General features: G+C 41.3%; 11 protein-coding genes, 5 tRNA genes and 3 rRNA genes. 15 read left to right on the forward strand and 4 right to left on the reverse strand.

All coding sequences use genetic code 11. The features are described from left to right. Positions 1 to 6 precede the first annotated feature (6 nt). The 9 genes from VIG27_RS00980 to VIG27_RS01020 all read left to right on the forward strand — a co-directional run bounded on the left by VIG27_RS00980 (position 7) and on the right by VIG27_RS01020 (position 7074). The gene (locus VIG27_RS00980) at positions 7 to 726 is read left to right on the forward strand and encodes a CvpA family protein (RefSeq protein WP_394524486.1); all 720 of its coding nucleotides are present in this window, start codon (positions 7 to 9) and stop codon (positions 724 to 726) included. Positions 727 to 1403: 677 nt separating this feature from the next. Continuing rightward, positions 1404 to 2934 (forward strand): 16S ribosomal RNA (locus VIG27_RS00985). Between the two features lie 192 nt (positions 2935 to 3126). Further along, a 5S ribosomal RNA gene (gene rrf / locus VIG27_RS00990) occupies positions 3127 to 3244 on the forward strand. A 7-nt stretch (positions 3245 to 3251) separates the two neighbouring features. Beyond that, a tRNA-Ile gene (locus VIG27_RS00995) sits at positions 3252 to 3325 on the forward strand. 70 nt (positions 3326 to 3395) lie between these two features. Further along, positions 3396 to 3468 (forward strand) — tRNA-Ala (locus VIG27_RS01000). Positions 3469 to 3796: 328 nt separating this feature from the next. Further along, positions 3797 to 6688, forward strand: a 23S ribosomal RNA gene (locus tag VIG27_RS01005). The 16S, 23S and 5S rRNA genes sit together here with 5 tRNA genes alongside, the layout of an rRNA operon. Before the next feature lie 92 nt (positions 6689 to 6780). After that, positions 6781 to 6853, forward strand: a tRNA-Asn gene (locus VIG27_RS01010). 47 nt (positions 6854 to 6900) lie between these two features. Next, positions 6901 to 6972, forward strand: a tRNA-Glu gene (locus tag VIG27_RS01015). A gap of 31 nt (positions 6973 to 7003) precedes the next feature. Continuing rightward, positions 7004 to 7074, forward strand: a tRNA-Cys gene (locus VIG27_RS01020). 112 nt (positions 7075 to 7186) lie between these two features. Here the strand turns inward: VIG27_RS01020 and VIG27_RS01025 are convergent. Then, entirely contained in the window at positions 7187 to 8263 is a 1077-nt protein-coding gene (locus VIG27_RS01025; RefSeq protein WP_394524488.1) for a tyrosine-type recombinase/integrase, read from the reverse strand. Positions 8264 to 8917: 654 nt separating this feature from the next. Here VIG27_RS01025 and VIG27_RS01030 point away from each other — a divergent pair. Beyond that, the gene (locus VIG27_RS01030) at positions 8918 to 11482 is read left to right on the forward strand and encodes a peptidoglycan-binding protein (RefSeq protein WP_394524489.1); all 2565 of its coding nucleotides are present in this window, start codon (positions 8918 to 8920) and stop codon (positions 11480 to 11482) included. A gap of 51 nt (positions 11483 to 11533) precedes the next feature. Here VIG27_RS01030 and VIG27_RS01035 read toward each other — a convergent pair whose 3' ends face one another. The 3 genes from VIG27_RS01035 to VIG27_RS01045 form a co-directional block, all read right to left on the reverse strand. After that, a complete protein-coding gene (locus tag VIG27_RS01035) occupies positions 11534 to 12061 on the reverse strand; it encodes a YcxB family protein (protein WP_394524490.1) in 528 nt (175 codons plus the stop codon). 13 nt (positions 12062 to 12074) lie between these two features. Beyond that, a complete protein-coding gene (locus tag VIG27_RS01040; RefSeq protein WP_394524492.1) occupies positions 12075 to 12593 on the reverse strand; it encodes a hypothetical protein in 519 nt (172 codons plus the stop codon). Between the two features lie 445 nt (positions 12594 to 13038). Further along, positions 13039 to 14829, reverse strand: a complete 1791-nt coding sequence (locus VIG27_RS01045) for a sigma-54-dependent Fis family transcriptional regulator (protein WP_394524494.1) — start codon at positions 14827 to 14829, stop codon at positions 13039 to 13041. Between the two features lie 218 nt (positions 14830 to 15047). On the opposite strand from VIG27_RS01045, the gene VIG27_RS01050 reads away from it, so the two are divergent. The 5 genes from VIG27_RS01050 (at position 15048) to VIG27_RS01070 (ending at position 22305) form a co-directional block, all read left to right on the forward strand. Continuing rightward, positions 15048 to 16202 (forward strand): iron-containing alcohol dehydrogenase, encoded by a 1155-nt coding sequence (locus tag VIG27_RS01050; RefSeq protein ID WP_394524495.1) that lies wholly within the window; start codon positions 15048 to 15050, stop codon positions 16200 to 16202. A 13-nt stretch (positions 16203 to 16215) separates the two neighbouring features. Next, the gene (pdxA, locus tag VIG27_RS01055; RefSeq protein ID WP_394524496.1) at positions 16216 to 17256 is read left to right on the forward strand and encodes a 4-hydroxythreonine-4-phosphate dehydrogenase PdxA; all 1041 of its coding nucleotides are present in this window, start codon (positions 16216 to 16218) and stop codon (positions 17254 to 17256) included. Positions 17257 to 17274: 18 nt separating this feature from the next. Continuing rightward, positions 17275 to 18528 (forward strand): four-carbon acid sugar kinase family protein, encoded by a 1254-nt coding sequence (locus VIG27_RS01060; RefSeq protein ID WP_394524497.1) that lies wholly within the window; start codon positions 17275 to 17277, stop codon positions 18526 to 18528. A gap of 19 nt (positions 18529 to 18547) precedes the next feature. Beyond that, on the forward strand, positions 18548 to 19456 hold the full coding sequence (gene dapA / locus VIG27_RS01065; protein ID WP_394524498.1) for a 4-hydroxy-tetrahydrodipicolinate synthase: 909 nt from the start codon (positions 18548 to 18550) through the stop codon (positions 19454 to 19456). A gap of 194 nt (positions 19457 to 19650) precedes the next feature. Continuing rightward, positions 19651 to 22305, forward strand: a complete 2655-nt coding sequence (locus VIG27_RS01070; protein WP_394524499.1) for a cation-translocating P-type ATPase — start codon at positions 19651 to 19653, stop codon at positions 22303 to 22305. Positions 22306 to 22378 lie beyond the last annotated feature (73 nt).

Consider the following 22378-nt stretch of genomic DNA (forward strand, 5'->3'; position numbering starts at 1 on the left):
CTATATATGGAAAATTGGTTATCAGTAATTGTTGGTGCTTATCTTATAGGAATGGTTTTATACGGTCATCACAGAGGCTTTATCCGGTTGGTTGTATCCATGCTGGCCCTGGTCCTGTCATTGACCATTGTACGAGCCGCATTGCCGGTTGTAACAGAGTATTTAAAGGAAAATACCGGTCTGCAGCAGACGATATCTGAAAGCATGAAAAAGTCCGTTGGACTGCAGGCGGAAGAAGGCTCCGATGAAGCTTCCTCTGAAATGCCGTCTGTGCAGCGGACAGTCATTGAAAAACTGAACTTACCTCAAACAATGAAAAATGCACTGATTGAAAATAATAACAGTGAAATGTATCAAATGCTGGGGGTTCAGGCATTTACCGATTATATTGGAAACTACCTTGCCAATAAGATTTTAAATTCCGTAGGCTTTGTGATACTGTTTGCAGCGGTATACGTGGCTATGAAATTGATCGTGCGCTGGCTGGATCTCATCTCCCGTCTGCCGATCCTTTCGGGAATCAACAAAATCGCCGGTGCACTGCTGGGCGGAATCCAGGGACTTGTGTTTGTATGGCTGGCCTGTATTCTCATCACGGCCTTCTCTGGTACCTCGTGGGGACTTTTGCTTTCCCAGCAGATTGAAGCCAGCAAATGGCTTTCCTATTTATATAGCCATAATCTTTTGAATCTTATGGTTTTAGGGGTTCTCCAGGGGTTCCGATGAGAAAGAAATTGTATTTATCATATATGCAATTAAAACAAATCTACAAATGAAGGTGGAAAAAGCCTAGTTTGTAGATTTTTCTATTTCCGGTTCCAGGCGGAAAAATACGCATTATCTCCTTATAGATAGGAGGAAACGTGAACTTATAAAAATTGTTTGAACAAATGGAACAAATTCCCTTGACAATCTCTTTGCGGCATGATATATTATAGTTCCGATGCGGGATATCCCACATCAGCAATCAAATCAAACGATTGAAAAAAATGAAAAAAGTTGTTGACAAGAGAACGGCTGCATGATATACTACATGAGTTGCTGATCGACAGGACAACAACGAAAGCACTTTGAAAACAGAAGATTGAACAGTATGTAAAACCCTGAAAATTCTAATAAATAAGCTGTGTTTGAACAGCTTTGAATGAGAAATTCAGAACGAATACAAGCAATTGTATACGAACCAAACAACAAGTAAAACGGGAAATAAATTAGCTAGTTAGTTGATTTTGACCGTGGATTGAACAGAATGGCAGGTCCAAGCGGTACGCTCATGAAGCTTTGCTTCATTCGCTACCATTTGCTTCGCAAATGTTCAGCTATTCACCCGAAAGCCCTTATGGAAGCAAGCTTCCAACAGACTTCCTGGTAAATATCTGACCGCTTTCAAAGACTATTTGCTTAAATTTGAGAGTTCGATCCTGGCTCAGGATGAACGCTGGCGGCGTGCTTAACACATGCAAGTCGAGCGAAGCAATTTTAAGGAAGCCTTCGGGTGGAATTAGGATTGACTGAGCGGCGGACGGGTGAGTAACGCGTGGGTAACCTGCCTCATACAGGGGGATAACAGTTAGAAATGACTGCTAATACCGCATAAGCGCACAGTGCCGCATGGCACGGTGTGAAAAACTCCGGTGGTATGAGATGGACCCGCGTCTGATTAGGTAGTTGGTGAGGTAACGGCTCACCAAGCCGACGATCAGTAGCCGACCTGAGAGGGTGACCGGCCACATTGGGACTGAGACACGGCCCAAACTCCTACGGGAGGCAGCAGTGGGGAATATTGGACAATGGGGGAAACCCTGATCCAGCGACGCCGCGTGACTGAAGAAGTATTTCGGTATGTAAAGGTCTATCAGCAGGGAAGAAAATGACGGTACCTGACTAAGAAGCCCCGGCTAACTACGTGCCAGCAGCCGCGGTAATACGTAGGGGGCAAGCGTTATCCGGATTTACTGGGTGTAAAGGGAGCGTAGACGGCGATGCAAGTCTGGAGTGAAAGCCCGGGGCTCAACCCCGGGACTGCTTTGGAAACTGTGTTGCTAGAGTGCAGGAGAGGTAAGTGGAATTCCTAGTGTAGCGGTGAAATGCGTAGATATTAGGAGGAACACCAGTGGCGAAGGCGGCTTACTGGACTGTAACTGACGTTGAGGCTCGAAAGCGTGGGGAGCAAACAGGATTAGATACCCTGGTAGTCCACGCCGTAAACGATGAATACTAGGTGTTGGGGAGCAAAGCTCTTCGGTGCCGCCGCTAACGCAATAAGTATTCCACCTGGGGAGTACGTTCGCAAGAATGAAACTCAAAGGAATTGACGGGGACCCGCACAAGCGGTGGAGCATGTGGTTTAATTCGAAGCAACGCGAAGAACCTTACCAAGTCTTGACATCGGAATGACCGGTCCGTAACGGGGCCTTCCCTACGGGGCATTCCAGACAGGTGGTGCATGGTTGTCGTCAGCTCGTGTCGTGAGATGTTGGGTTAAGTCCCGCAACGAGCGCAACCCTTATCCTTAGTAGCCAGCAGTACGGCTGGGCACTCTGGGGAGACTGCCAGGGATAACCTGGAGGAAGGTGGGGATGACGTCAAATCATCATGCCCCTTATGATTTGGGCTACACACGTGCTACAATGGCGTAAACAAAGGGAAGCAAAGGAGCGATCTGGAGCAAATCCCAAAAATAACGTCTCAGTTCGGATTGTAGTCTGCAACTCGACTACATGAAGCTGGAATCGCTAGTAATCGCAGATCAGAATGCTGCGGTGAATACGTTCCCGGGTCTTGTACACACCGCCCGTCACACCATGGGAGTTGGTAACGCCCGAAGTCAGTGACCCAACCGTAAGGAGGGAGCTGCCGAAGGCGGGACTGATAACTGGGGTGAAGTCGTAACAAGGTAGCCGTATCGGAAGGTGCGGCTGGATCACCTCCTTTCTAAGGAAGAAGAAGTAGGCATTGAGTACTTAATGAGGCATAGCCGAGTTTAGTACGAAAGCCCACCCCGAACACTTAATGAAACGAAGCGAAGCGAGTTGAATTTAGTGAGAGTGGTGAGGGTTTTATATACTGTTGAGTCTTAGGTTTTCAAAGAAGTAAATAAGGAAACACCAAGAAAGACAAAAGATTTCTGGTGCCGATGCGCTTAGGGGAAACACCCGTTCCCATCTCGAACACGATGGTTAAGACTTAAGCGGCCGATGGTACTATGCTGGAAACGGCATGGGAGAGCAGGTGGGTGCCAGATTATTTATGGGCTTATAGCTCAGCTGGTTAGAGCGCACGCCTGATAAGCGTGAGGTCGGTGGTTCGAGTCCACTTAAGCCCATTGGTTAAAAAACCAGAGAAGAAAGAATATAGGGATTGCCTTTACAGGGTAGACCCACATCCAGTATCATGGGGGTGTAGCTCAGTTGGGAGAGCACCTGCCTTGCAAGCAGGGGGTCAAGAGTTCGAATCTCTCCATCTCCATTGGCCGAAAGCCACTTTATCAAGACGAGCCGAAAGGCGAAGGCTGAATTGAGTGCGAGGCCGTTCAGGAAGCTTAACAAACGAAAGTGAGTTTTGCTGAATGAACAATCATTAGTATGTACCTTGAAAACCACATATTGAAATATATCTAGATAGAGTCTTTGCAAAAAGACAATATCAAGACATCCGAGGTGTTACATCGAACGATGTAACCAAACAAAACTCGTTCAATTATCGTGACGTACGATAAACGAACAAACCTAAGACCAGAGATACAACGCTATGTATCTTAGATTAGTAGCCCGCACCCGCAGGTGAACATCGAATTGGTTAAGCTAATAAGAGCGCAGGGTGGATGCCTTGGCACTAAGAGCCGATGAAAGACGTGATAAGCTGCGAAAAGCTTCGGGGAGGAGCAAATATCCTTTGATCCGGAGATGTCTGAATGGGGAAACCCAGCTGAGCAAACCTCAGTTGTCGTATGGTGAATCCATAGCCATACGTCGGGAACCCGGGGAACTGAAACATCTAAGTACCCGGAGGAAAAGAAAGAAAACTCGATTTCCAAAGTAGCGGCGAGCGAAATGGAAGGAGCCTAAACCGTCATGCGTGCATGGCGGGGTTATGGACTGCAGGAAGTGAGACGATTTGTTACCAGAACGGTCCTGGAAAGACCGGCCATAGAAAGTGAAAGCCTTGTATGGGAAAGCAATAGTCAGCGAGCAGGATCCAAAGTACCACGAGACACGAGAAACCTTGTGGGAATTCGGGGGGACCACCCCCCAAGGCTAAATACTCCTTAGTGACCGATAGCGCATAGTACTGTGAAGGAAAGGTGAAAAGGACCCCGGGAGGGGAGTGAAAAAGAACCTGAAACCCTGTGTTTACAAGCTGTGGAACCACGTTAAAGGTGGAACCGCGTACTTTTTGTAGAACGGTCCGGCGAGTTACCGTTACTGGCAAGGTTAAGCACTGAAGGTGTGGAGCCGAAGGGAAACCAAGTCTTAATAGGGCGTTGAGTCAGTAAAGGTAGACCCGAAACCGGGTGATCTACCCATGTCCAGGTTGAAGCTGCCGTAAAAGGCGGTGGAGGACCGAACGCACATCCGTTGAAAAGGGTGGCGATGAGGTGTGGGTAGGGGAGAAATTCCAATCGAACCCGGAGATAGCTGGTTCTCCTCGAAATAGCTTTAGGGCTAGCCTCGTATTAGTCTGCCGGAGGTAGAGCACTGAATTTCCTAGGGGGCGTCAAAGCTTACCAAAGAATATCAAACTCCGAATGCCGGTCAGATGATGTACGGGAGTCAGACTGCACGAGATAAGTTGGGCAGTCAAAAGGGAAAGAGCCCAGACCACCAGCTAAGGTCCCAAAGTGCGTGTTAAGTGGAAAAGGATGTGAGATTTCAGAGACAACTAGGATGTTGGCTTAGAAGCAGCCACCCATTCAAAGAGTGCGTAATAGCTCACTAGTCGAGAGGTCTTGCGCCGAAAATGTCCGGGGCTAAAACACGACACCGAAGCTGTGGAATGTGCATTTATGTACATTGGTAGAGGAGCATTCTTAATGCATCGAAGCATTACCGTAAGGAGATGTGGAGTGTTAAGAAGAGAGAATGCCGGAATGAGTAGCGAGATGGAGGTGAGAATCCTCCAGGCCGAATATCTAAGGTTTCCAGAGTAAAGCTGATCTGCTCTGGGTAAGTCGGGGCCTAAGGCGAGGTCGAAAGACGTAGTCGATGGACAACAGGTTGAAATTCCTGTACCGCATATTATCAGAACTGTGGGGACACAGAACCGAGAGAGAACCCGGGAATGAAAAGACCGGGGCAAGCATTGGACTGGTTAAGCTGGCAAATCCGCTTAACAACAGGAAGGTGTGACGCGTACCGAACAAAAGTAGGGAAGTCTCTGTAGGGGCTGTCAAGAAAAGCCGCTATTGTGTAATATGTGCCCGTACCGTAAACCGACACAGGTGGATGAGGAGAGAATCCTAAGGCCGGCGGGAGAAGCATTGTTAAGGAACTCGGCAAAATGACCCCGTAACTTCGGGATAAGGGGTGCCTGAGAAATCAGGCCGCAGAGAATAGGCTCAAGCAACTGTTTAGCAAAAACACAGGTCTATGCAAAACCGAAAGGTGAGGTATATGGGCTGACGCCTGCCCGGTGCTGGAAGGTTACGAGGAGGGGTTAGCGGAAACGCGAAGCTCTGAATTTAAGCCCCAGTAAACGGCGGCCGTAACTATAACGGTCCTAAGGTAGCGAAATTCCTTGTCGGGTAAGTTCCGACCCGCACGAAAGGCGTAATGATTTGAGCGCTGTCTCAACAATGCACCCGGTGAAATTGAAATACCAGTGAAGATGCTGGTTACCTGCGCCAGGACGGAAAGACCCCATGGAGCTTTACTCTAGTTTGATACTGGGATTCGGTATTGCATGTACAGGATAGGTGGGAGGCAGAGAATCAAGGACGCCAGTCTTTGAGGAGCCGATGTTGGGATACCACCCTTGCGATACTGGGTTTCTAACCTGCAGCCATGACCTGGCTGGGGGACAATGTCAGGCGGGGAGTTTGACTGGGGCGGTCGCCTCCGAAAGAGTATCGGAGGCGCTCAAAGGTTCCCTCAGAATGGACGGAAACCATTCGAAGAGTGCAAAGGCATAAGGGAGCTTGACTGCGACACCGACGGGTGGAGCAGGTAGGAAACTAGGACTTAGTGATCCGGTGGTATAAAGTGGGATTGCCATCGCTCAACGGATAAAAGCTACCCTGGGGATAACAGGCTTATCACTCCCAAGAGTTCACATCGACGGAGTGGTTTGGCACCTCGATGTCGGCTCATCGCATCCTGGGGCTGTAGTAGGTCCCAAGGGTTGGGCTGTTCGCCCATTAAAGCGGTACGCGAGCTGGGTTCAGAACGTCGTGAGACAGTTCGGTCCCTATCCGGCGTGGGCGTAGGATATTTGAGAGGAGCTGTCCTTAGTACGAGAGGACCGGGATGGACTGACCTCTGGTGTATCTGTTGGTGATCAAGACCATGGCAGAGTAGCCAAGTCGGGAAGGGATAAACGCTGAAGGCATCTAAGCGTGAAGCCCCCCTCAAGATGAGATATCCCATCGCAAGAGTAAGACCCCTTGAAGACGACGAGGTAGATAGGGCAGAGGTGGAAGCATGGTAACATGTGTAGCTGACTGTCACTAATAGGTCGAGGGCTTAACCAGGTTGGTTTAGGTAAGAGGAAGAACGGATGAAAGATATAAGACAATGTGTGGTTTTGAGGGTATATGCCTCAGTAATTTCAGCAATGCAATAATCCTCGATAGCTCAGTCGGTAGAGCAAACGGCTGTTAACCGTTGGGTCGTAGGTTCAAGTCCTACTCGGGGAGTTCGTGATACTCAAGCAAAGACTGTGAGGACAACGAAATAGAAGTACGGCCCCATGGTCAAGCGGTTAAGACATCGCCCTTTCACGGCGGTAACACGAGTTCGAATCTCGTTGGGGTCACTGAATTTAGGAAAAAAGTTTTATAATTTATGGCGACATAGCCAAGTGGTAAGGCGTGGGTCTGCAACACCCTGATCACCAGTTCAAATCTGGTTGTCGCCTCTATAATTAAAGCCTCAGAAACCTGATAAAATAAGGGTTTCTGGGGTTTTTGCTTTGTGTATTTGGTGTTTGCGCTTGTTTGCGTGGGCATTTTTGGTGTTTTTGAGGGCTGTTAATCCAGGATAGCTCTCATTTTTGATGCTGTTTCTTCCTGGGAAGTGATGTTGCGGAGATAGTGGTGGGTCATGTTAAGACTAGTTTGGCCCAGGAGCTTTTGGAGTTCAGTATCTTCCATTCCGTTCTTGTACATGATAGAGGCAGTGGAAAAGCGGAGCTTGTGGGAGGAGCGGTATTCAATGCCTAATTCCTCACAGCATTTCTTTAAGCGGCGGTTAAATGTTACGGTTGCCAGGGGCTGGCCGTTACGGATGAAGATGTATTTGCTGTCTGGATTCAACGCTCGAATTTGTAAAAGTATTTCCTTGGCCTTTGGTGTTAATGGCATGTAACGCTTCCCTTCGCCAGCATGGCCTTTTATATCCTCGATTATCTCATTTCTGTCATCCACAAAGTGTTGGACATGTAGGAAATCCCCAGAAATATTATCCCATCTTAAACCTTTTAATTCACCTATACGCAGAATTAAATAGAAATCCAGCTTTATTGCTAGTGAGTAGAAATCGTTTCCCAATTGATTTATAATTTTCAGACGTTCTTCTTCGGTGTATGGGGTGATCCTGGTATTTTCTGCTTTATAGCTGAACTGCTTGTAGTTGATATCTCGAAGGCAGTTTCGTTCTATGATATTATTTTCTACTGCAAGATATAGAATTCCATTCATAATGCTTTTTAGGTCGTTAAAACGCTTTCTTGTAATTTGTCGACCTTTTGTTATGTTCCGAAAATAGATAATCAGATCCTTTGCTGACAGATCCTTTAAGGGAATCAAAGTGATATCCTGATCCTTCAGTAAAGAACTCCACATGAATTGGTTTTCTTTGATTGTCTTTTTACTTACACTTGTCTCCTTTTCTCTCCACTCCATCCAGGTTTCAAAGTATGTGTCCATGGTGGCAGCATTATCCCCAAAGAAATAATCATATAGCTTATCAATTAATCCTTCGTAGGTGCTGCTACTTATTGATTTTCTTTGGATAATAAGGTATTTCCTTCCATCATCTGGTCTGGCTTTTATTTTTGTTAAATCCCAGACTGTTTTTAATTGTTTTTCTTTTGACTTTATGTTCATGGTGTTAATGCATACCGGTGAAGCTAACATAACACTTATTTTTTTATAGGCAATTGGAAATATAAATGTAATATAAAATAATAGCTGAAAACGGGATAGTGAACTTAAATTTGTTATTAGATAACTATAATTTATTAAAACACCATTTTGTTTTGGCCTGCATAATTGAATAGTTATGATGTAGACAAATATTATACTAAATATTACTTATCTGTTGACAAATAGGAAACATAAGTGTATTATAGTTAGAGTAGACAAAATATCTACAAACGAAAGGAAAGAGATGCATATATCGTCTGCTAGTTTCTACTATTAAAAAAAATAGAAGGGGGAGATATCGAGTAAAAACTATATCTTTTGAATGGAATGGATCCATTAAATTATTTTTAATGGGTTGACTATATGAATACACTAGATACAAAAAATTATAAATATTTTTTATTAAAGATGTAGACAAATAGACTACAAAATATAAAAGTGAAGTGATTAAAGAAAAGTTATATAACGTTATAATTATTAAATAAAAAAAGGAATTAATATAAGACGTAATATTAATAGACGATGCAATTATCTTACCTGGCATAAGCACTACTACGTTATTAATTTTAGAACGATTAAAGCTTACTTAAAATTAAAATATTTGGAGGAATACATATGTTATTAAAAAGTGGAAATAAAGGTATTGAAGTAAAATATCTTCAGCAGGCATTAAAAATTATGTGCTGCAACCCCGGTTCAATTGACTCTGTTTATGGACCAGGCACACAGGCAGCTGTGGAAAAGTTTCAACAAGAGTGGGGATTAGGGATTGATGGAATTGTAGGTGATAAGACCTGGAACTGTCTTTCGGATGAAATTAAGCCGATTCAGCGGGCATTGAAGGTTAAAGGTTTTTTTAGTGAAGCAATTACGGGAATTGCTAAAGAAAGTACTTATAATGCAGTCATTTCCTTTCAGAAAAGCCGGGGGTTAGCATATGATGGCATGGTGGGAAATTCTACTCGAGCAAGGTTATTTAATGATGAAAACGGTGGAGATGATTTGATGCTCCCACTTAGTACCGGAGATAGGGGCGATTATGTTTTATTTTTACAACATGGGTTGCGTATTATGTGCTGTAGTCCGGGCAGTATTGATGGTGTGTATGGTTCGGGTACTACAGCGGCCGTGTCTAATTTCCAAAGCAAATATGGAATATCTCAAACGGGAGTATGTGATACTACCACATGGAATAAATTAAAGCAGTTAATTAAAGAGATCCAGAAGCATCTTCAAAGCAGAAATTATAATGTTCCATTAGTAGATGGTATTGCAACCTCTGCTTTGGCAGAAGCTGTTAAACAGTTCCAGGAAGCAAATTATTTAATTGCTGACGGTCAGGTTGGCCCTTCTACCTATGATATTCTTATGAGTGACATTCCAGATGGAGCTACTGATGCCTTACCGCTTAAACTAAAATCACGTGGTCCAAGAGTTCGCTATTTCCAGTATGCACTTCGGATTAATTGTATTAATCCAAATGGAACAGATGGTATTTTCGGAACTGGGACTGAAACTGCCGTGAAACGTTATCAAACTAAAGTTGGAATTTCTTCAGATGGAATTGTTGGCACAGCCACCTGGGAAAAAATGCGTAAGGATATTACGCCAATACAGACTGCGTTACATAATAAGGGATATGATGTAGGTGTTGTTGATGGAATAGCCACTGATAAAGTTTATAACGCAGTCCTAAAGTATCAAATTGACAATGGTTTAGCTGCAGATGGTATGGTAGGAACAAAAACAAAGACTATGCTTTTAGGAGGGACTTCTGGAAGTGGTACAATATCTTCAACGTTAAAGGCTGGTTCCAACGGTTCTTTGACTTTATACCTACAAAGATTACTCAAAGAGTTAGGTTATCAGGTGACGTTGAACGGAATTTTTGATAATCAGACTAGTGATGCTGCAATTGCGTTTCAGAGAGCAAATGATTTGACAGCGGATGGCGTCGTAGGCGGTGGTACATGGAAAAAACTTTTTGAGAAATATCATGTAAATGTATCTGGAAACGGTATTGAAAAGCTGATTAATGTGGCCAAGCATGAATTAGAGTGGGGATTTAAAGAAGATAATGCTAACAATATCACTCCTTACGGCCAGTGGTATGGAATGAATGGAAGCTCTTGGTGTGCAATGTTTGTTTCTTATTGTGCTTATCAGGCTGGTGTTATCGGTGACTTGGTTCCACAGTATGCATGGTGTCCATCAGGAATGACGTGGTACAAAGAAAGAAACAAATATCATAAACGTAATAGTGGATATAATCCAAAACGTGGAGATATCATTTTCTTCTACAATAATGAATTGGGGAGAGTAGCACATACAGGCATCGTAATTGATGGTGACGACAAGTATGTCACAACTATTGAAGGAAATACCAGCCTGGATCGTGTACAGAAATGCACGTATAATCTCAATCATTCAACAATAGATGGATATGGCGATAATGGAGGGGGAGCGATTGTAGTTCCAAAACCACCTACTGCAAAAGAAGTAGAGAACGTACTGTTAGATTATTATAGGGAATTTTTAGAAGTGTGTTATGTCGTACTTCCTTCTGATAAAATTAATTTAAATAAGGCAGTTGAAATTCCTGTTTTGCCAAATGGCAAGATTATTGTTGAGGCAAGTGGGGAGACAACCCTTTTCGATAATAGTGCTAATAATCCCGGTTCTATTGTATGCGATATCAGCAATGGGCGGGCAATGTCAGGCCAGATAGATCTTAATGATAAAATTTCTATTTCATTAGAGGGATTTGAAGAAGCTCAAAGTATTCTTGACATTGTATTTGATATCAATTCTTCTGTGGAAATAGGCGCTTCTGTACTTGAATCAGGGCTAAGAAGTGACGATACAGGAAATTGGGTGTATGTAGCATATACAATTAAAAAGGAAGTACAGGTTAAGGATGGTTTTCCACCAGTTGAATTTTCATTTAAATACACATATTGTATAAAGGTTGATAATGGCGGAGGGACTTCCGTATTCGAACCATTATTTGCATTTGCTGAAGAATATAAATGGGAAATTGCAAAGGTTGGTGCTGCAATATTAGTAGTTGTTGTAGTTATTATTGCAGTTGAGGCAGGTGTAATAGTAATAGGTACAGGAGAGGTAGCAGCGCTTATTGCAAGTATATTAGGTAAGCTCGGACAAGTTGTTTTTGCTTAAATTAAGAAAGAAAGGTTGCTTCTGTATTCTAGGGTAACCTTTCTTATCCTCTTATTTTCTAAATTTTATGCATTTAGCAGTAGTGCATTTTTTTCTTAAAAAGTTTTTCCAATCATCAGCTAATATATTTTTGAGTGAATCTTTTGTTATGAAAACGTGTTTGCCTGATCTGGTTTTCAAGAGGTATAGATTTTTTGATTCAATTATTTCGGTAAAATTAGAGTAAGGGATTTGAGTACACTTGCTTGTAGTACTATTGCTTAAGTAGAGGTGATCTTCACCAAATCTAAGCTGATAAATCATATCTTCAGTATGCATGTAACCTTTTATAATTTGCATATGTCGATTAACAACGGAAATTAGACTGTAGCGATATATTATATTAACAATAATGGCTAAAAATAAAAAAAAGAACGACATGAATGGTGATGCATGGATGAGTTCATATATAGCTTGACACAAAAATACAATGCATACTACCGTGGTCAAGGGTCGGACATAACCAGGAAGCAGGTACTTTCTAGTCTCCATTAATGTTTCTTTATTTGATACACCTACCGCTTCAATTGAATATTCCATATGAGAAATCTCCTCACTGTATATTGTATAGCTTGATTTTTTTGTTTTTCTCTACTATATAATCCAACCATTCATATTTTTCATTATTATCTGAAAAAGATATATTGATAGGAAAACACATATTTTCACGAGTAAATAATGCAATATTCTCTTTTGTTTCAGTAATCCGGCTGATATTCGAGTAATTGATATCAAAACCAGACTCATTTAATTCATCTGACAGAGTCATGTGGCTATTATAAAAATTTAGTTTATAATTAAAGCTGGACTGTCCAGGACCTATTATGTTGAGTATTTTTTTAATAAGTATTCTTCTTGAAAGCAATTTTTCGACATAAATGACTAAGGCACCTATTAAAAAAATGATTGTAAGTAAATTGATTTTTAGAAGAAAAAAGAAAAATGCCAGCGCTCCAGATATGAATATAGTAATATTGATAAAACGTGTAAATGAAGGTGGGTATAAGTGTTTTTTTATACTGTTTAGTATTTTTTTGTTTATTGATCCGTTTACAACAAAATAAGATTCCATATTATCTCCTTGATTTTGTTAAATATTATATACAAACTACTATTCTAAAAAAGTAACAGATATTGCAATAAATGTTGGTGTATAATGATTTTTTTTAATTTTAACAGGTGATTCTTATATCATTTTGCCATAGCCTTATTGACAGATAATTTTATAAAAGTGTATTGTTTCTTACTTTTTGCAGTGATCATATGTTCTGATGTAATTATCATAGCATCGGATTAAAAAATATGCAAACTGGTATTTATTATGTGGTTAATTATATCGTAGTAAAAGTTCAAGTAAAAAGTGAATATTCTTGAATCAATTATCCCATTATAATTAGATGTAGTAGTGGGAAAAGTCATATTCTATAACGACCTGACGAGGATGAAGAATATATAGCATTTCTTCATAATGGCTTATTATTTTGTAGTAAGAGTTCAAGTAAGAAGTAACTATTATATTACACTCCATTATGAGTTTTCAAAATTCTCCATAAAGTGCTTCTGCTTATTCCCAGCCTGCTTGCAGTTTTTTCCTTATTCTCATGTTCTTCCGACAAGACATTTAGTATAATTTGATAGTTTATTTCATCCAGCGTCTGAGTTAAATCCAAATCAACCGAAGGCGGTGAGGGTACGTTTGGGGTCTCCTGATCGAGGAAATATTTTACATCATTATATTTGATATAAGGAGTTTTAGTGACTACGGCAAGTTCTTTCAGCACATGCTGCAGCTGATCTAAATTGTGGGGCCAGGGAAATGCGGTGAAAACTTCCATTGCTTCGGCTTCCAGACCAATAATCTGTTTTCCAAGTGATACATTTAGTTTGTGGAGATATAAAGCGGTAATACTGGGGATATCGTCACTTCTTTCTCTTAGAGGCAGCAAATTTAAGGTTAAACATGAAAGCCGCTTTTCTAAGTAATTTTTCATTGTTGTAGATTCTGGTGACATCTCATTGGTAATTAAAAGAGAAAAAATCAGGCGGTTTCGTTTTGCAAGGTCTGTGTGGTCAATATAGTTGAATAATTTTTCAGTCTGCGAGTGAGAGAGCATGCAGATGTTTTTAAAATATATAGTTGAATGTACATCTGCAAGTGGTGAATTCTCATTATTTATGATATAGTTCCATTTCCGTTCGCTGATAAATTTGCAGTCTATGACGTAAAACGGTGATGTACTATATGGACCGTTTTCGTACATAAGAGATGCCACCTTATCTTTGCCAGTGCCGTCTTCTCCGGTAATTAGTACGGGAAGGTAGCTCTTGCTGTATTCTTCTATGATATGGGCCGTGTTACCGATTTTATTGGAGCTTCCAAAGAAGCTTGAAAAATTTGTGGAGTCGGAATCGGGCTTGTTATATATGGTGATTCCGATGTCATCCTCATTAAAAAGTGCGGGCTTTTGGTTTATTATGATGGCAGTGTATTTTTGCTCTTCTATATAGAGATGCCGGCATGTAAACGTGTATATTTTGTCACGTATCTGTCTGGAAACGCTTTGGTTTGGTACCTTTAAAAACGCTTTCAGGTATGTTTGGACCACATTCATCAGCGATACATTCATTCCGTCAATGGAAAAACTGGAAAACCATAGGGAACCTGCGGGATCATAAATGAGAAACTCTCTGTCCTCATCGGTGAGCAGGCTCTGAAACAGTTTCTTTTGCTTGTGCACATGCTTGGAGGAATGGACTAATTTCTTTGCTTCATTGATTGCGTCATTAATGCTTTCCGTACCTGAAGTTATGAGAATCGAGTTCATATTTAATATTTTAGCGTAATTTGCTCCAGTCATATCACAGAGAACAAGCGATGCTCCGTCGTTTTTTGCTGCACGGAGAGCGGCTAGAGCACCATCTTCGCTTGTAAATGTAATAATATTAATATCATATTGCAGCAAATCACAGAGCACCCGTGCATGCTTGGTGATTCCGGAAAATCCCGCAATTACAAGCTTGCCGGAGTAACTTTCCGCTAATTTAATGCTGCGTAGAATGTCATAGCCAGAGATTGATATATCTACAACTGGTATTTCAACGGAAGAGCGGATTAACTCAGCCGTACCGCCTCTTGATATAATCACATCGTAGTTTTGGTGAGCCAGGTTTTCAACAATCTTTCGCCCGGTATTCAAATCCCCGGTTTGTATCGTCAATTCAATATCATCACGGTTTTTAGAAATGTTCTCAAAAATTTCTGTCATTCCCTCGTATGGGGCAACGGCAAGTATCTTAACCTTCTGCATATATTCTCCTATTGGTTCTAAACTTTTTTAATCGTTGTTTTATGATACTATTATAATATCATATGTCGCAAAAAGCAACGATTCAATCATGATATGTATTAATATAAGACGTAAATTAAAAAGTAATTCGCTTGAATCGGCGGATTTTGATAGTATAATATTGGTATATAGATTAAATGTTTTATATTGAGACGAGAAAAAATCTAGGAGGAACTGATATGAGCTATCAAATTAAAATTCCATCTTGCGTATATGGCGGAGAAGGATGTATCGAAAACGTAAATGCAATTATTAAAAAAGAAGATTCAAAGAAAATAATTATATTTACAGATAAAGGGATACGGGAGCATGGACTCCTTGATATCCTGACAAAACTTTTGGATGAAAATAATACGGAATACAAAGTATATGATAGTTTGACTCCTGAGCCGGCATACCAGGATGCGGAACGAGTGATAAAAGAAGCAGAGGACTATGATGGGGATCTGATTATTGCCATTGGCGGCGGCAGCGTTATGGATGTTGCTAAACTTTGTTCTGTTTTAAAAGGTGCTTCATACTCCGTAAAAGATTTATTGGATGATCCGTCACAGGCGAGAAAGCAGTTGAAAACAATTATGATTCCAACTACCTGCGGCACTGGCTCAGAAGCTACTTGCAATGCAATTGTTGCAATTCCGGAAGAGCAATCGAAAAAAGGGATTGTAAATGACAACATGATACCGGATTATGTAATTCTTGATGCAAATTTCATTAAGAAGCTTCCAAAATCATTGGTTGCAGCTACTGGAGTCGATGCATTGGCTCACGTAGTGGAGTGTTTTACATCAAAAAAAGCAACTCCGCTTTCTGACACATATGCACTTGCTGGAGCAAAATTGATTTTTAATAATATTAGAGAAGCATATAACGATGCGGATAATTTGGAAGCAAAGAATAATCTGCTTTTAGGTGCCTTTTATGGTGGAGTAGCTATTACTGGAAGTGGTACAACAGCAGTTCATGCGCTATCCTATCCTCTTGGAGGTAAATATCATATTGCTCATGGTGTATCCAATGCAATTTTGTTTGCACATGTTATGGAATTTAATAAAGATGCATGCGAAGACAGACTTGCAGAGTTATATGATGCGGTATTCCAAGGTCTATCGGCAAAAACTGCGTCTGAAAAGGCACAGTATGTCATTGACCAGATTGCAGACATTGTGAAGTCCACTAATATTCCTACGGATTTAAATGAGTTTGGCGTTAAGAAAGAAGACTTGGAAATTTTAGTGGATGCAGGAAGCAAACAGCAGAGATTACTTGTTAATAATAGAAAGGAATTAAGCCTTGAAGATATAAGAAATATTTATTTAAAGGTTCTTAAATAAGGAAGGTGAGACAATGAAGAAAAGACCGGTTATCGGAATAACTATGGGTGATCCTGCGGGAAATGGGTCTGAGTTATCAGTAAAGGTATTGCTTAACAAAGAGATATATGAAAAGTGTCGTCCAATCATAATCGGTGATGCTAATTGCATGGAAGATATTGTAAAAATACTGAAAAAGGAAGATGAAATAAAAATCCATGCGGTTAAGAACGTGGAAGATGCAGTCTTTGAATATGGAACCATTGATGTGTATGACATGGGTATGGTTAATATGGAAAAACATATTTATGGAAAAGTATCTAAGATGTGCGGAGAGGCGGCATTTCAGTATGTTGTCAAAGTAATTGAACTGGCAATGAATGGGTCCGTTGATGCGACGGTAACCAATGCATTAAATAAAGAAGCAATCAATATGGCGGGACATCATTATTCCGGTCATACAGAAATTTATGCAGAATACACTCACACAGATAAGTATACTATGATGCTGGCCCATGAAGATTTAAGGGTAGTGCACGTATCCACTCATGTTTCCCTTCGTCAGGCCTGTGATCTGGTAAAAAAAGCCAGAGTGCTGGAAGTTATCAGAATAGCAAATGAAGGATGTAAAGCAATAGGCATTGAGAAACCCAGGATCGGAGTAGCTGGACTGAATCCCCATAGCGGCGAAAATGGGTTGTTTGGTACGGAGGAGATAGAAGAGATCCAACCGGCAATTAATGAGGCGATTGCAGAAGGAATCTGCATTCCGGAAGGAATACCCACGCCTCCTGATACGATTTTTTCAAAAGCTTTGGGTGGCTGGTATGACATTGTTGTTGCAATGTATCATGATCAGGGACATATCCCCTTAAAGGTGAAAGGCTTCAATTATAATAAAGAACTTAAAAAATGGGATGCGGTATCAGGTGTAAATATAACACTTGGTATTCCGATTGTAAGAGTATCTGTCGATCATGGAACGGGCTTTGACTTGGCTGGAAAAGGAATCTCCAGCGAGTTAAGCCTTGCTCATTCAATAGACTATGCGATTCGCCTGGCATCAAATAAGTAGTACACGGAGGGGGATCGTATGGTAAAGATGTTGATCATAGCAGATGATATTACTGGGGCATTGGATACGGGGATACAATTTGCAAAACGTGGTATCCGTACTCAGGTTTTCACGGAAGGGAAGCTGGATGAGAGTGATGTAAAAGCGGACACTGAAGTTATAGTTGTAGATTCAGAGTCCAGACCTATGTCGGCAAATGAGTCTTATCAAGTGGTAAAAAACATTGCTGATTGGGCACACAAAAAAGGCGTTGGAATTATATTTAAGAAAACGGATTCAGCTTTACGTGGGAATATCGGTTCGGAGCTCCAGGCAGTAGCTGATGCGGTGAAAGATTTTCCGATATATTTCCTCCCAGGGCACCCTGAAATCGGAAGAATTACAAAGGGCGGAGTACACTATATTTCCGGGGATTTACTGGAAAACAGTGTATTTGGAAAAGATCCATTTGAACCTGTTACAAGATCGTATATCCCAGACATTATAAGGGATCAAAGTGACATACCTGTCATTTGCAAAAGTGCGGAAGAACCGATTGCGGATAAGTCTAATTCCAGATCGGAAATTATTGTATGTGACACGGAAACGGTGAAAAATATAGATGATATTTTGGACAAATTGGTTAAAGCGGATGGATTGCAGCTTATCGCAGGCTGCGCGGTGCTTGGAGAGCGATTGGCGGAAAAAATCCCATTTGACTACGGAGAAGTATCATCCTATGAAAAGACGGATGGATTATATGTGGCATGCGGCAGTTTAAATAAGATTACCCTTAGACAATTGGAATATGCAGAGCAAAATGACAGTTTTATCAGGAAGAAACTTACCATGAAGCAGAAATTCTCTGCCGGTTATTATGAGACTCCGGAAGGAAAAAAATTTCTGGAGGAAATGATAGACCTATGCAGAACCAATCAAAAGGTAATTGTGGATTCTTTTGATACGGAAGAAAATATTGCTGATTTTATGGCTGACAAAGGCAAGGAACTGGATAATTTAAGAACTCTGATTCCACAGGCTCATGGCCGCATCGTAAAAGCTCTTGCAGAGGAGCCGATTGATTTAACGTTCCTTTTGACGGGAGGAGATACACTTATGGGGTATTTAAAACTGGTTGGGTGTAGGCACATAGAACCAGTGTGTGAGATAGAACCAGGATTGGTAGTTTGCAAACTTTTATGGGAAGGACATTGCCAACAGATAATCTCTAAGTCCGGAGGCTTTGGAACAGAGGATATACTGTGCAGAATTGCACTAAAAATAATTGAATAAACTTTGGAGGGTAACAATCATGAAGAAAGTAGAATTAAAAGGTATTATTACACCAATCTTAACACCAATGAATGCAGATGAATCTGTAAATCTTACCGAGCTGCGGAATCAGGTGGAACGTCTTATCAGCGGCGGCGTACATGGGATTTTTCCATTTGGAACAAATGGAGAAGGCTATATCTTAAGCGAGAAAGAAAAAATTGAAGTTCTGGAAGCGACTATTGACCAGGTTAAGGGGAGAGTCCCTGTATATGCTGGTTCGGGGTTAATATCCACACAAGATACCATTCGTATGAGTAAGAAAGCGGAAGAACTGGGGGCAGATGTTTTGTCAATTATTACCCCAAGCTTTGCCGTTGCTTCACAAAAAGAATTATATGATCACTATGTTGAGATCGCAAAGCATGTGGACACTCCAATCGTCCTTTATAACATTCCGGCCCGTACCGGCAATAAGCTGCTTCCTGAAACCGTTGCAAAGCTTGCAAAAGACGTAGACATCATTATTGGTGCTAAGGATTCAAGCGGTGACTGGGAGAATCTGAAAGCTTATATTACAGAGACCCGTGAGCTTGAAAAAGATTTCTATGTTCTTTCCGGAAATGATTCCCTCATACTTCCCAGCCTGAAAGAAGGCGGCTTTGGCGGTATTGCAGGCTGCTCCAACGTATATCCACAGGTATTGTCATCCATTTACAACTTATTCATTGAGGGGAAATTGGAAGAGGCGGAAGTGGTTCAGGAATCCATTGCAAGCTTTAGAGCTGTATTTAAATATGGAAACCCCAATACGGTTGTGAAGAAAGCGGTGGCTATGTTAGGTTATCCGGTAGGAGACTGCAGAAGACCATTTAACTATCTCTGCGAGGAAGGCATCGAAGCTCTCACAAAAGTGCTTAAGGAAAATGCAGATAAGGGTATGAAATAAAATTTATGAAAAATTTATATATCAATGAAACAGTAAAATAATCTGCTCAGACTTATGTCTGCTCTTTCGTAATGTAGAATATGTCACTTTTACGTTGCTGCAGGGCAGACTTTTTTTAGAACATATAGCAAAACCACCTTGTTAAAAATTTTCTGGATATGGAATCTTTCATAAAAAAATGCGGGAGAAGAAAAATGCAAAAAGAGTATTTAATGGAGTCCTCTGAGGTACTTAAAAAACTTGAAACATCGGCCCACGGCCTTACAAGCGCTCAGGTTGAGGAACGAAAATTAAAATATGGTTTGAATAGATTAAAAGAAGGTGTGAAACCCAGCCTGATTCAAAAGTTTTTTAACGAACTGATTAATTTTATGAATGTTGTACTTATTGCTGCAGCAGTTATTTCGGGAATTACTTCACTCTATGAGGGTGAAAGCATGATAGATACTTTGATCATTCTTCTTGTTGTTACAATCAATGCAGCACTTGGGGTATATCAGGAATCAAAGGCAGAGGCAGCCATAGAAGCACTGCAGGATATGGCTGCCGCGACTTCAAATGTAATAAGAAATGATAAAATCGAAAGTGTCCGCTCAGAAGAACTTGTTCCGGGAGATATTATTCTTTTAGAAGCAGGGGATGCAGTACCTGCGGATTCAAGATTAATTGAATGTGCCAGCATAAAAGTGGAAGAGGCTGCGCTGACTGGAGAATCCACCTCTGTAACAAAGACGGAAAAGGTAATAGGAACCGGTTTAAAAGAGGTTGCTCTTGGTGATAGAAAGAACATGGTTTATACAGGCTCTACCATTGTTTACGGCCGCGGAAAGGCGGTTGTCTGCTACACCGGAATGAATACGGAGATTGGACGTATTGCGGACGCGATCAATACGGCTAAGGATGAAGAAACTCCGTTGCAGATAAAGCTGAATCAGCTTTCAAAGGCACTATCAATTATGGTTCTGGCAATTTGTGCCTTTATGTTTGCTGTTGATATTTTCCGAATAATGATGGCTGGAGGTGAGATTCATCTTGACGCTCTCATTGATACATTTATGATTGCAGTTTCTCTTGCAGTAGCTGCCATTCCGGAAGGTCTTGCAGCAGTTGTCACCATACTTCTCTCCATTGGCGTTACAAAGATGTCAAAAGAACATGCAATCATAAGAAAGCTTACGGCAGTAGAAACTCTTGGATGTACACAAATTATCTGTTCTGACAAAACCGGAACCCTGACCCAGAATAAGATGACTGTTGTAGAACATTCCTGTTCCGATGAGAAACTTCTTATGACGGCAATGTCTCTTTGCTCTGATGCGGAAATGGATTTGGATACCTTTCAGGCGGTTGGAGAGCCTACAGAATGTGCGCTTGTCAATGATGCATTTAAGAATGGCTTGTCCAAGCCGGAACTTGCCAGGGAATATGTCAGAGTAGCGGAAGCACCGTTTGATTCTGTTAGAAAAATGATGTCAACTCTTCATAAAAAGTCTGACGGTACCGTCCTTCAGTTTACCAAGGGGGCACCGGATGAGGTGCTTAAGAGGTGCAGCAGGGCTTATATTGATGGCAATATAGTAGAAATGACAGAAAAACTCCGGTCGGAAATCATTGCGTCCAATAAGAAAATGGCAGATAGAGCCCTTAGGGTTTTATGCGCTTCTATGAGAGAATGGTCTGAATTGCCTTCTTCCGCACAGCCTGCAGATATCGAAAATGATTTAATCTATGTTGGCCTATCCGGCATGATTGATCCGGTAAGACCCGAGGTAAAACCTGCAATCAAGGAATGCAAGGAAGCTGGAATCCGGGCAATTATGATTACCGGAGATCATAAGGATACTGCAGTTGCAATTGCAAAAGAACTTGGTATCCTTGAAGATGAGGGTATGGCCATTACTGGAGCCGAATTAAATAAACTATCTGATGAGGAGCTTGAGAAAGACATCCATGAGTATTCCGTGTATGCCAGGGTTCAGCCGGAGCATAAGACGCGTATTGTAAAAACATGGAAAAAATTATCCAGAGTTACAGCCATGACCGGAGATGGTGTTAATGATGCCCCCTCCATTAAGGAAGCTGATATCGGCGTTGGTATGGGAATTACCGGAACGGATGTTACAAAGGACGTTGCAGACATGGTTCTGGCAGACGATAATTTTGCAACAATTGTCAGTGCGGTTGCTGAGGGAAGACGAATCTATGACAACATAAGAAAAGCTATACAGTTTCTCTTATCCTCAAACCTTGCAGAAGTTATTTCGGTATTCATTGCCAGTTTACTCGGCTTTACCATATTAAAACCGGTTCATCTGTTATGGATAAACTTGATTACGGACTGTTTCCCAGCCATAGGAATCGGTATGGAGGAACAGGAGGCCGATATTATGAAACGGAATCCAAGAAATGCAAAAGATGGGATTTTTGCCGATGGTGTGGCTGGTGAAACATTATTCCAGGGAGCCGTAATCGGTGGTCTTACTCTTTTGGCGTATTTTGTAGGTCATTATATGGAAAGCGGATTGTGGGAAATTGCGGAAAGTGCTGACGGTATGACAATGGCCTTCTTATCCCTGTCCCTCCTTGAAATGTTTCACTCCTTTAATATGCGTTCAAGGCATGAGTCAATCTTTCGGTTGAAGACAAGCAATAAGTTTTTATTCGCCTCACTTCTGGCGTCTTTCTTATTGACAACGGCAGTTATCTATGTGCCATTTTTAAATAATGCATTTGAGTTTGAACATATTTCATTGACGGAGTATTTTACAGCGGTTCTGATTGCTGTTTCTATCATTCCAATAATGGAAGTAATGAAGTTTATAAGACGAATTCAGCTGAAAAATAAGTAAAAATGGGACAATGTACTTTAATAACAGCAGCAATCCATGGTTATCATATTGATACGGTTAATAATAAAACGGA

The sequence above is a fragment of the Lacrimispora sinapis genome (assembly GCF_043633585.1).
GTDB classification, from domain to species: Bacteria; Bacillota; Clostridia; order Lachnospirales; family Lachnospiraceae; genus Lacrimispora; species Lacrimispora sinapis.